The organism is Streptomyces sp. NPDC100445 (assembly GCF_044759735.1).
Taxonomy (GTDB): domain Bacteria; phylum Actinomycetota; class Actinomycetes; order Streptomycetales; family Streptomycetaceae; genus Streptomyces.
Map to the genome: position 1 here is coordinate 57642 of NZ_JBIVZV010000012.1, position 10710 is coordinate 68351.

The 10710-nt window shown below is 73.1% G+C and carries 9 protein-coding genes; all 9 read left to right on the plus strand.

From position 1 onward, the window contains the following. Nucleotides 1-33 precede the first annotated feature (33 nt). The 9 genes from ACIQVT_RS26220 to ACIQVT_RS26260 all read left to right on the plus strand — a co-directional run bounded on the left by ACIQVT_RS26220 (nucleotide 34) and on the right by ACIQVT_RS26260 (nucleotide 10705). Nucleotides 34-732: an SDR family oxidoreductase gene (locus tag ACIQVT_RS26220; RefSeq protein ID WP_403758853.1), complete on the plus strand. Its 699-nt coding sequence runs from the start codon at nucleotides 34-36 to the stop codon at nucleotides 730-732. A gap of 30 nt (nucleotides 733-762) precedes the next feature. Further along, nucleotides 763-1770: a methionine synthase gene (locus ACIQVT_RS26225; protein WP_403758858.1), complete on the plus strand. Its 1008-nt coding sequence runs from the start codon at nucleotides 763-765 to the stop codon at nucleotides 1768-1770. 15 nt (nucleotides 1771-1785) lie between these two features. Beyond that, nucleotides 1786-3981: an NAD-dependent DNA ligase LigA gene (gene ligA / locus ACIQVT_RS26230; protein ID WP_403758860.1), complete on the plus strand. Its 2196-nt coding sequence runs from the start codon at nucleotides 1786-1788 to the stop codon at nucleotides 3979-3981. A gap of 259 nt (nucleotides 3982-4240) precedes the next feature. Beyond that, nucleotides 4241-6496 carry a putative bifunctional diguanylate cyclase/phosphodiesterase gene (locus tag ACIQVT_RS26235; protein ID WP_403758863.1) on the plus strand — a complete coding sequence of 752 codons (2256 nt, stop codon included), beginning with the start codon at nucleotides 4241-4243 and terminating at the stop codon, nucleotides 6494-6496. A 181-nt stretch (nucleotides 6497-6677) separates the two neighbouring features. Further along, nucleotides 6678-6974, plus strand: coding sequence for an Asp-tRNA(Asn)/Glu-tRNA(Gln) amidotransferase subunit GatC (gene gatC / locus ACIQVT_RS26240; RefSeq protein WP_004925108.1), 297 nt, complete (start codon nucleotides 6678-6680; stop codon nucleotides 6972-6974). A 5-nt stretch (nucleotides 6975-6979) separates the two neighbouring features. After that, entirely contained in the window at nucleotides 6980-8479 is a 1500-nt protein-coding gene (gene gatA, locus ACIQVT_RS26245; protein ID WP_403758867.1) for an Asp-tRNA(Asn)/Glu-tRNA(Gln) amidotransferase subunit GatA, read from the plus strand. After that, the gene (locus ACIQVT_RS26250; RefSeq protein WP_403758870.1) at nucleotides 8476-8715 is read left to right on the plus strand and encodes a hypothetical protein; all 240 of its coding nucleotides are present in this window, start codon (nucleotides 8476-8478) and stop codon (nucleotides 8713-8715) included. Before gatA ends, ACIQVT_RS26250 begins: the two co-directional genes overlap by 4 nt. 13 nt (nucleotides 8716-8728) lie before the next feature. After that, nucleotides 8729-10246 carry an Asp-tRNA(Asn)/Glu-tRNA(Gln) amidotransferase subunit GatB gene (gene gatB, locus ACIQVT_RS26255; RefSeq protein WP_403759461.1) on the plus strand — a complete coding sequence of 506 codons (1518 nt, stop codon included), beginning with the start codon at nucleotides 8729-8731 and terminating at the stop codon, nucleotides 10244-10246. 120 nt (nucleotides 10247-10366) lie between these two features. Further along, nucleotides 10367-10705 carry a hypothetical protein gene (locus ACIQVT_RS26260; protein WP_403758873.1) on the plus strand — a complete coding sequence of 113 codons (339 nt, stop codon included), beginning with the start codon at nucleotides 10367-10369 and terminating at the stop codon, nucleotides 10703-10705. The last annotated feature ends 5 nt before the right edge of the window (nucleotides 10706-10710 follow it).

A 10710-nucleotide genomic window follows, 5' to 3' on the forward strand; every position in this document is an offset into this window, starting at 1 on the left:
CCGCCGCACGACCCGGCGCCCGCCGGTGCGAGCATGGCGGGCATGGCTACTCATGTGATCACCGGAGCCGGTTCCGGCATCGGCGCGGCCGTCGCCCGCCGGCTGCACGCGCGCGGGGACGACCTCGTGCTGCACGCGCGCGACGCGGGCCGCGCCAAGGAACTGGCCGCCGTCTTCCCCGGCGCCCGCACCCTCGTCGGCGACCTCGCCGACCCGGACCGGCTGTCCTGGGCGTTCTCCCACCAGACGCTGCCGGAGCGGGTGGACTCCCTGCTGCACATCGCCGGGGTCGTCGACCTCGGTGACGTCGGCGACCTGACCCCGAAGTCCTGGCACCACCAGCTCGACGTCAACCTGGTCGCCCCCGCCGAGCTGACCCGGCACTTCCTTCCCCAGCTGCGCACGGCCCGCGGTCACGTGATCTTCGTCAACTCCGGTTCCGGCCTGAACGCCCACGCCGGCTGGTCCGCGTACGCCGCCTCCAAGCACGGCCTGAAGGCCCTCGCCGACTCCCTGCGCCAGGAGGAGCACGCGGCCGGTGTCCGCGTCACCTCCGTCTATCCCGGCCGCACCGCCAGCCCCATGCAGGCCAAGGTCCACCAGCAGGAGGGCCAGGAGTACGACGCGGCCCGCTGGATCGACCCCGAGTCGGTGGCCACGACGATCCTGATGGCCCTGGACCTGCCGCGGGACGCCGAGGTCAACGACCTGACGGTACGACCGGGGCGCTGATCCGGCCGCCGGGTTCCGTAGGCTGCCCAGGTGAGCGAAAACAGCGTGTTCAGGTTCGGCGGCGCCACCGGGGTCGGGTCCCTGCCCGGTGGCGATGCCCGGGAGGCCGCCCGGACGGCCACCGGGTCCTTCGAGGACTTCCCCTTCCTCCCGGAGCTGCCCGCGCGCGGGCCCGGCGCCGACATGATCGGCCGTACGGCGGGCATGCTCGTCGAGCTGTACGCACGGGTGGAGCCCAGCGGCTGGCGGATCGGCGACCGGCCGGGCCGGGACACCCGGCGGGCCCGGTCCTGGTTGGGCGAGGACCTCGACGCCGTCGAGGAGTTCACGCAGGGCTACGAGGGCGACCTGAAGGTGCAGGCCGTCGGGCCCTGGACGCTGGCCGCGACCCTGGAGCTGCGCAACGGCGAGGCCGCCCTGTCGGACCCCGGCGCCTGCCGCGACCTCGCCGCCTCGCTCGCCGAGGGGCTGCGGCTCCACCTCGACGAGGTGCGGCGCCGCGTCCCCGGCGCCCGGATCGTCCTCCAGCTCGACGAGCCCTCCCTCACCGACGTGCTGCGCGGCCAGGTGCGGACCGCGAGCGGCTACCGCAGGCACCGCGCGGTGGACCGGCAGGTCGTGGAGGCCACGCTCCGGGACGTCGTCGCGGTCAACGGCGGCGGCCCCGTGGTCGTGCACTCCTGCGCGCCGGACGTGCCGTTCGCGCTGCTGCGGCGGGCCGGCGCGGCGGCCGTCTCCTTCGACCTCGCACTCCTCACCGAGCGTGACGACGAGGTGATCGGTGAGGCCGTCGAGGGCGGCACCCGGCTGTTCGCCGGTGTCGTGCCGGGCACGGACGGCCCATTGTCCGACCCTGCCGGTAGCGTCATGGGTGTCAGGACGCTGTGGCGCAGGCTGGGGCTGCATCCGGGGCTGCTCGCGGAGGCGGTCACGGTCACCCCGGCGTGCGGTCTCGCGGGCGCGTCCCCGGGCTACGCGCGCCGGGCGCTCGCCCACTGCGCCCAGGCGGCGAGATCCCTCGCGGACAACCCAGAGTAACGGGAGGACAACACGGTGGCCGGCGACAAGCAGGCGGAGACGACGGCGGTGCCCGCCGAGGCCCGCGAGAAGCACGCGCAGCTGGCGGAGCAGATCGAGGAGCACCGCTTCCGGTACTACGTGAAGGACGCCCCCGTCGTCAGCGACGCGGAGTTCGACACGCTCCTGAAGAGCCTGGAGGCCCTGGAGGAGGAGCACCCGGAGCTGCGCAGCCCGGACTCGCCGACCCAGAAGGTCGCCGGGGCGTACGAGACGGAGTTCACCGCGGTCGAGCACCGCGAGCGGATGCTCTCGCTCGACAACACCTTCAACGACGACGACCTGGCCGCCTGGGCCGACCGCATCGCCCGCGAACTGGGCGACCAGACCTACCACTTCCTGTGCGAACTGAAGGTGGACGGCCTCGCGGTCAACCTCACCTACGAGAACGGCCGGCTCACCCGCGCGGCCACCCGGGGCGACGGCCGCACCGGCGAGGACATCACCCCGAACGTCCGGACCATCGCGGAGATCCCGGACCGCCTCGACGGCGACCGGGTGCCGGACGTGGTGGAGATCCGCGGCGAGGTCTACTTCCCGATGGAGAAGTTCCTCGAACTGAACGAACGCCTCGTCGCGGCCGGCGACAAGCCCTTCGCCAACCCGCGCAACGCCGCCGCCGGTTCGCTGCGCCAGAAGAACCCGCGGGTCACCGCCACCCGCCCGCTGCACATGGTCGTCCACGGCATCGGCGCCCTGGAGGGCTACACCGGCATGACCCGGCTCTCCCAGGCCTACGAGCTGCTGAAGGAGTGGGGCCTGCCCACCTCCCCGCACAACCGCGTGGTCGACGACCTCGACGGGGTGCGGGAGTTCATCGCGTACTACGGCGAGCACCGCCACTCCGTGGAGCACGAGATCGACGGGGTCGTGGTCAAGCTGGACGAGCTGCGCCTCCAGGGGCGCCTCGGCTCCACCGCGCGGGCCCCCCGCTGGGCGATCGCCTACAAGTACGCGCCCGAAGAGGTCAACACCAAGCTCATCGACATCAAGGTGGCGGTCGGCCGCACCGGCCGCGTCACGCCGTACGCCCAGGTGGAGCCGGTGACGGTCGCGGGCAGCGAGGTGGAGTTCGCGACCCTGCACAACCAGGAGGTCGTGCGGGCCAAAGGCGTCCGTATCGGCGATACGGTCGTCATCCGCAAGGCCGGTGACGTCATCCCGGAGATCCTCGGCCCGGTCTACGACCTGCGGGACGACACCGAGCGGGAGTTCGTGATGCCGGGCGAGTGCCCGGAGTGCGGAACGCCGCTGCGGCCCATGAAGGAGGGCGACATCGACCTCCGCTGCCCCAACGCCCGAGGCTGCCCGGCCCAGTTGCGGGGGCGCGTCTCCTACCTCGCCGGCCGCGAGTGCCTGGACATCGAGCACTTCGGCGAGGTGGCCGCGGCCGCGCTCACCCGCCCGCTGGAACCGGCCGACCCGCCGCTGGTGGACGAGGGCGACCTGTTCGACCTGACGGTGGAGAAGCTGCTGCCCATCAAGGCCCACGTCCTCGACCCCGACAGCGGGCTGCCCAAGCACGACCCGAAGACGGGGGAGGAGAAGGTCGTCACGGTCTTCGCCAACCAGAAGGGCGAGCCGAAGAAGAACACCCTGGCGCTGCTGGCCAACATCGAGGCCGCCAAGTCCCGCCCGCTGGCCCGGTTCCTGAACGGACTGTCCATCCGGCACGTCGGCCCGGTCGCCGCGCAGGCCCTCGCGCGCGAGTTCCGGTCCATCGACCGCATCGAGCAGGCGACCGAGGCGGAGCTGGCCGCGACCGACGGCGTCGGCCCGATCATCGCCGCCGCGCTCAAGGAGTGGTTCGCCGAGGACTGGCACCGCGAGATCGTCCGCAAGTGGAAGGCCGCCGGAGTCCCCCTGGAGGACCGGTCGTCCGGCGAGGACGAGGGGCCGCGACCGCTGGCGGGGCTCACGATCGTCGTCACCGGCACGCTGGAGCACCACACCCGGGACGGCGCCAAGGAGGCGCTCCAGAGCCGGGGGGCGAAAGTGGTCGGTTCGGTGTCGAAGAAGACCTCGTTCGTCGTTGTGGGTGACAACCCCGGATCGAAGTACGACAAGGCCGTGCAGGCGAAGGTGCCGATCCTGGACGAGGACGGTTTCGACGTCCTTCTGGAGCAGGGCCCCGAGGCGGCGGCCGAAGTCGCGGTTCCGACCGAGGAGTAGCGGTTGAAGGCCACCCGATCGGCGCATATCAGTTGCATACGGGTGGCCCGGGCGCATTCGGGCAACCGTCGGAGACCGCTGCCCGTGGAAGCCTTCCGCGGCCTACTGTTGAGGTGTGCGCCTGCCGTGCCCAGCTGCGGCCGGTGCGCCCCCGTGCCCTCCAGTGGCCCGGGGGAGGTTTCTTCGGCGCGGAGCTGCTGATGGTTGTCGGGCATCGGGCCGCGTGGCGTGGGCACCGCCGGCTGTGAGAGGGACGGGAATGGAACCGACCGAGAGCGCCGCCCCGGACTCGCGGCTGCGCCTGCGCCGCCGCGCGGGCGCGTGGGGAATCCGGTGGAGCGGACCGGCCGGCGGACGGACGGGCGGGCAGCCGCGCCCGGCCGGACCGGGCCCCGCCGGCGAGGCGGCCGCCCCGCCGCCCCGGGCCGCCGGCTCCGCCTCCGCGCTGTCCGGCACCGGCGCCCGCACCGACACCGACACCGAACGGCAGCCGTCCTGGCCGGCGCTGCCCGCGGCCGTCGTCGCCGCCGCCGGTCTCGTCCTCGGCGCCGGCTTCTACCGCGCCTACGCCGGCCACCACGCCCTCTTCCCCTGCGGCACGCTCGGCTGGGCGCTGGCCCTGCTGACCGGCGTCATCGTCGGCCACCTCGTCATGCTGGGCAGCGCCCGCTGGTCGGGCGGCACCGGATCGGGCGCCGCCCTCACCCTCGCCGTCCTGCTGCTGTACGGCTGGGTGCCCGCCGGGCTGGTCAGCCTCACCGTGGTCGTCCTGGTCGGCATCGCCCGCCGGCACCGCTGGCGGCAGGGCGTCCTGCACGGCGCGGTCGACATCCTCGGCATCGGCGCCGGCGCCCTGCTGCTCGGCGCCTTCGGCCGGGTGCCGAGCGTCGAGCAGCCCTGGCGGCCCGGCACCTGGACCCTCGCGACGGCCCCCCAGGTCGTCCTGGTCGCCTGCGCCTACCTCGCCGTCAGCCGCGGCCTGCTGTGGTACCTGCACGCCCCGCGCGGCGGCGGGCTGCCCACCGTCGCCCGCACCGCCCTGGTCCGGCACGGCCTGGTCGCCGTCGCGCTGCTCGGCATCGCGCCGCTGCTCTGCGTCGTCGCCGACGCCCAGCCGGTCCTGCTCCCGCTGTTCGCCATCCCCCTCGTCGCCCTGGACTCCACGCTGTGGATGGCCCGCGCCCGCGCCGAGGAACAGCTGCGCGACCCGCTGACCGGGCTGCCCAACCGGCAGTGGCTGCTGGAACGGATCTGGACGGCCCTCGACGACGCCGAACGCATCGGCGCCCGCGCCGCCCTCATGCTGATCGACCTCGACCGTTTCCGGTCGGTCAACGACACCCTGGGCCACCTCGCCGGGGACCGGCTGCTGCTCCAGATAGCCGACCGGCTGCGGCTCGCCCTGCCGCGCGGCGCCGAGGCCGCCCGCCTCGGTGGTGACGAGTTCGCCGTCTTACTGCCCGTCGCCGACTCCACCACGTCGGCCACGCGCGTCGCCCGCGGCCTCGTCGCCGCCCTCAGCTCCCCGCTCGACCTCGACGGTCTCACCCTCGTGCTGGAGGCCAGCGCGGGGGTCGCCGTCTTCCCCGACCACGCGGTCGACGCCGAGGGCCTGCTGCGCCGGGCCGACGTGGCGATGTACCAGGCCAAGCGGGACCGCACCGGCGTGGAGGTGTACGAGTCCAAGCGCGACTCCAACACGCCCGACCGCCTCGGCCTGCTGGGCGACCTGCGCCGCGCCCTGGACGCGCGCGAGGTGCAGCTGCACTACCAGCCCAAGGTCCGCTTCGACGGACAGGTCGCCGGCCTGGAGGCGCTGGTGCGCTGGGTGCACCCCGAGCGCGGCAAGGTCCCGCCGGACGAGTTCATAGCGATAGCCGAGTCCTCCGGTCTGATGCCCCACCTGACCGAGTACGTCCTCGACACCGCCCTCGCGCAGGTCGCCCGGTGGCGCGCCCAGGGGCTACGGGTCCCGGTCGCCGTCAACGTCTCCCCGCGCGACGTGCACACCCCCGGGTTCGCGGGATCGGTCGCCGCGCGGCTCGCCCGGCACGGGGTCCCCGCCGGGGCGCTCCAGCTGGAGATAACGGAACACGTCCTGCTGGAGGACCCGCAGCGGGCCGCCGACACCCTCGCCGGACTCACCGCGCACGGCGTGAAGATGTCACTGGACGACTTCGGCACCGGCTACTCCTCGCTGGTGCACCTGCGCCGGCTCCCGGTCAGCGAACTGAAGATCGACCGCTCCTTCGTGGCCCGGCTGGCCGTCGACGCCGAGGACGCCGAGATCGTGCGCTGCACCGTCGACCTCGCCCATTCGCTGGGCCTCCTCGTCGTCGCCGAGGGCGTGGAGGACGACGAGACGTGGGAGCGGCTGCGGGACCTGGGCTGCGACGCCGTACAGGGCTGGCTGGTGGCCGCGGCGATGCCCCCGGACGAGGCGACCGCCTGGCTGCTGGCCCGCGGCACCCGCGGCTGGCAGCGCCCGCGCGCCGCCCTCCCCGCCGCCGAGTAGCCTCTGCCTCACCCGCGAGCGGCGTGCCCCCGCCCGAGGGGCGGGCAGGGCCCACCGGGGGCCGATCCCGGGCCGCGCGGCACCGCCGGGGACGGTGCCACGGCAAACCGTTTCACGGGCACCCGGGCCCGCCCCATAGGATTGGCCCCAAACCACACACTCTCACCCAGAGGATCGCTGCATGCCTGGCATCACGCGCGAGGAGGTCGCCCACCTCGCCCGGCTGGCGCGTCTGGAGCTGAAGCCCGAAGAACTCGACCACTTCGCGGGACAGCTGGACGACATCATCGGCGCGGTCGCCCGCGTCAGCGAGGTCGCCGACCAAGACGTACCGCCGACCTCGCACCCGCTGCCGCTGACGAACGTCATGCGGCCGGACGAGGTCCGTCCCTCGCTCACCCCCGAGCAGGCGCTCTCCGGCGCCCCCGCCCAGGAGCAGCAGCGTTTCAAGGTGCCGCAGATCCTGGGGGAGGAGTGACCACCATGACGGACAGTCCCATCATCAAGCTCACCGCGGCGGAGATCGCCGCGAAGATCCGGTCGGGCGAGCTGACCGCCGTCGAGGTGACCGAGGCCCACCTCGCCCGGATCGACGCCGTGGACGAGAAGGTGCACGCCTTCCTCCACGTCGACCGCGAGGGCGCCCTCGCCCAGGCCCGTGCCGTGGACGCCAAGCGCGCCCGCGGCGAGGAGCTGGGCCCGCTGGCCGGCGTCCCGCTCGCCCTCAAGGACATCTTCACCACCGAGGGCGTGCCCACGACCGTCGGCTCGAAGATCCTCGAAGGCTGGATCCCGCCGTACGACGCGACGCTCACCAAGCGGCTGAAGGCCGCCGACGTCGTCATCCTCGGCAAGACCAACATGGACGAGTTCGCCATGGGGTCCTCCACCGAGAACAGCGCCTACGGCCCGACCGGCAACCCGTGGGACCTCACCAGGATCCCCGGCGGCTCCGGCGGCGGTTCGAGCGCCGCCCTCGCCGCCTTCCAGGCCCCGCTCGCCATCGGCACCGACACCGGCGGCTCCATCCGCCAGCCGGCCTCCGTCACCGGCACGGTCGGCGTGAAGCCGACGTACGGCGCGGTGTCCCGCTTCGGCATGGTGGCCTTCTCCTCCTCCCTCGACCAGGGCGGCCCCTGCGCCCGCACGGTCCTGGACGCGGCCCTGCTGCACGAGGTGATCGCCGGGCACGACCCGCTCGACTCCACCTCCATCGACGCCCCGGTCCCGCCGGTCGTCGAGGCCGCCCGCAACGGCAGCGTCCGGGGCATGCGCGTCGGCGTGGTCAAGCAGTTCCGCGGCGAGGGCTACCAGGCCGGCGTCATCCAGCGGTTCGACGAGTCGGTCGAGCTGCTCAAGGGGCTGGGCGCCGAGATCGTCGAGCTGGACTGCCCGTCCTTCGACCTCGCCCTTTCGGCGTACTACCTGATCGCGCCCTCCGAGTGCTCCTCCAACCTCGCCCGCTTCGACGGCCTGCGCTACGGCGTGCGGACCGGCGACGACGGCACGCGCTCCGCCGAGGAGGTCACCTCCCTCACCCGTGAGGCGGGGTTCGGCCCCGAGGTCAAGCGCCGCATCATGCTCGGCACGTACGCCCTGTCGAGCGGCTACTACGACGCCTACTACGGCTCGGCGCAGAAGGTCCGCACCCTCATCACGCGGGACTTCGAGAAGGCGTTCGAGCAGGTCGACGTGATCGTCTCCCCGACGACCCCGACCACCGCCTTCCCGATCGGCGAGCGCGCCGACGACCCGATGGCGATGTACCTCGCGGACCTGTGCACCATCCCGACCAACCTGGCGGGCAACGCGGCCATGTCCCTGCCGTGCGGTCTCGCCCCGGAGGACAACCTCCCGGTGGGACTCCAGATCATCGCCCCCGCCATGCAGGACGACCGGCTCTACAAGGTCGGCGCCGCCGTGGAGGCGGCCTTCGTGGAAAAGTGGGGGCACCCGCTGCTCGAGGAGGCTCCGTCGCTGTGAGTGCACTGACCAAGGCCAAGGGCTTCAAGAAGTCCAGGTCCGGTACGTACCTGTCCATGGCCGGGACCGCGTTCGGCGCGTTCGGTGTGGCCAAGCGTCTGAAGAAGGCCCGCGCCGAGAACGACACGCTGGTCCTGATCGACGCCACCGTGTCCGCCGTCGCCATCGTCACCGGCCTCGCCATCCTCTACCGCGAGCTGAAGCGGCTGGGCGACGACGACGTCCTGCTGGGCTGAGAGGGAAGTTTTCATCGTGACCACCACGACCGACCTGGTGTCGTACGAGGACGCGCTGGCGTCGTACGACCCCGTCATGGGCCTCGAGGTCCATGTCGAGCTCGGCACCAAGACGAAGATGTTCTGCGGGTGCTCCACCGAGCTGGGCGCCGAGCCCAACTCGCAGACCTGCCCCGTCTGCCTCGGCCTGCCCGGCGCGCTCCCGGTCGTCAACGCGACCGGCGTCGAGTCGGCGATCAGGATCGGTCTCGCACTGAACTGCGAGATCGCCGAATGGTGCCGCTTCGCCCGGAAGAACTACTTCTATCCGGACATGCCGAAGAACTTCCAGACCTCCCAGTACGACGAGCCGATCGCCTTCGACGGCTACCTCGACGTGCAGCTGGAGGACGGCGAGACCTTCCGCGTGGAGATCGAGCGCGCCCACATGGAGGAGGACACCGGCAAGTCCACCCACGTGGGCGGCGCGACCGGCCGCATCCACGGCGCCTCGCACTCGCTGCTCGACTACAACCGCGCCGGCATCCCGCTCATCGAGATCGTCACCAAGCCGATCGAGGGCGCCGGCGAGCGCGCCCCCGAGGTGGCCAAGGCGTACGTCCGCGAGCTGCGCGAGGTCATCAGGGCGCTCGGCGTCTCCGAGGCCCGCATGGAGATGGGCCAGATGCGCTGCGACGTGAACCTGTCGCTGCGCCCGCACGGCCGCGAGAAGTTCGGCACCCGCAGCGAGACGAAGAACGTCAACTCGCTGCGCTCCGTCGAGCGCGCCGCCCGCTTCGAGATCCAGCGGCACGCGGCGGTGCTGTCGTCCGGCGGCACCATCGTGCAGGAGACCCGCCACTTCCACGAGGACACCGGGTCCACGACCTCGGGCCGCGTGAAGGAGGAGGCCGAGGACTACCGGTACTTCCCGGAGCCCGACCTCGTCCCCGTGGCGCCGTCGCGCGAGTGGGTCGAGGAGATCCGCGCGTCCCTGCCCGAGCTGCCGCTGGTCCGCCGCACCCGGCTGCTCGCCGAGTGGGGCATCTCCGCCACCGACATGCAGGCGATCCTCAACGCCGGCGCGCTGGACCTGATCGTCGCCACGATCGACGCCGGTGCCGACGCGGCCTCCGCCCGCAAGTGGTGGATGGGTGAACTGGCGCGCAGCGCCAACGAGTCCGGCACCGCGCTGGACGAGCTGGCGATCACCGCCCAGGAGGTGGCCCGGGTCACCGAGCTGGTCGCGAAGGGTGACCTGAACGACAAGCTGGCCCGTCAGGTCATCGAGGGCGTCCTCGCGGGCGAGGGCACCCCGGACGAGGTCGTCGACAAGCGCGGGCTGAAGGTCGTCTCCGACGAGGGTGCGCTGACGACCGCCGTGGAGGAGGCCATCGCCGGCAACCCGGGCGTGGCGGACAAGATCCGCGGCGGCAAGGTGGCGGCGGCCGGCGCCCTGGTCGGCGCGGTCATGAAGGCCACGCGCGGCCAGGCCGACGCGGCCCGCGTCAAGGAGCTGATCCTGGAGAAGCTGGGCGTCACCGAGGGCTGAGCCCGGACACCGCAACGGCTGACCGTACGGCCCCGGAGGCCTGACCTCCGGGGCCGTCGCCGTCGTCCCGCCCGGCCCCGCGTCCGGTCCGCCGTCCGCGGGGCGCTACGCTCGCCCGCCATGAGTGGACGCACCAATTCCGGCCCCGGGCCAGCGATAACCGAGCCGGACGACCCGCGGCGGACCGAGGCGGACGACGGGTGGGAGGACGGCGAGGACGCGCGGCGGGCCCGGTGGGCGGCCGTCGGCGCCGGCGCGCTGCTGGCCCTGGCGGGGCTGGCCGCCGCGCTGCTGCGGAGCACCGGTTCGGCCCCGGCCCTGGTCCCGGCGGCCTACGCGTTCGGTGCCGCGGTGTGCGCGTTCGCGGGCGTCCTCGGTGCCAGGGGCCGCACCCGCAGGGCGCTGTGGCTGCTGATCGCCGGGACGATGGTCATGGCCCTGGGCGACCAGTTCGACTGACGTCG

What these genes read in the sequence shown, in the direction of transcription:
- ACIQVT_RS26220 (WP_403758853.1), top strand. Translation starts at nt 34, where the DNA reads ATGGCGGGCATGGCTACTCATGTGATCACCGGAGCCGGTTCCGGCATC.
- ACIQVT_RS26235 (WP_403758863.1), top strand. Translation starts at nt 4,241, where the DNA reads ATGGAACCGACCGAGAGCGCCGCCCCGGACTCGCGGCTGCGCCTGCGC.
- gatC (WP_004925108.1), top strand. Translation starts at nt 6,678, where the DNA reads ATGCCTGGCATCACGCGCGAGGAGGTCGCCCACCTCGCCCGGCTGGCG.
- ACIQVT_RS26260 (WP_403758873.1), top strand. Translation starts at nt 10,367, where the DNA reads ATGAGTGGACGCACCAATTCCGGCCCCGGGCCAGCGATAACCGAGCCG.
- gatA (WP_403758867.1), top strand. Translation starts at nt 6,980, where the DNA reads ATGACGGACAGTCCCATCATCAAGCTCACCGCGGCGGAGATCGCCGCG.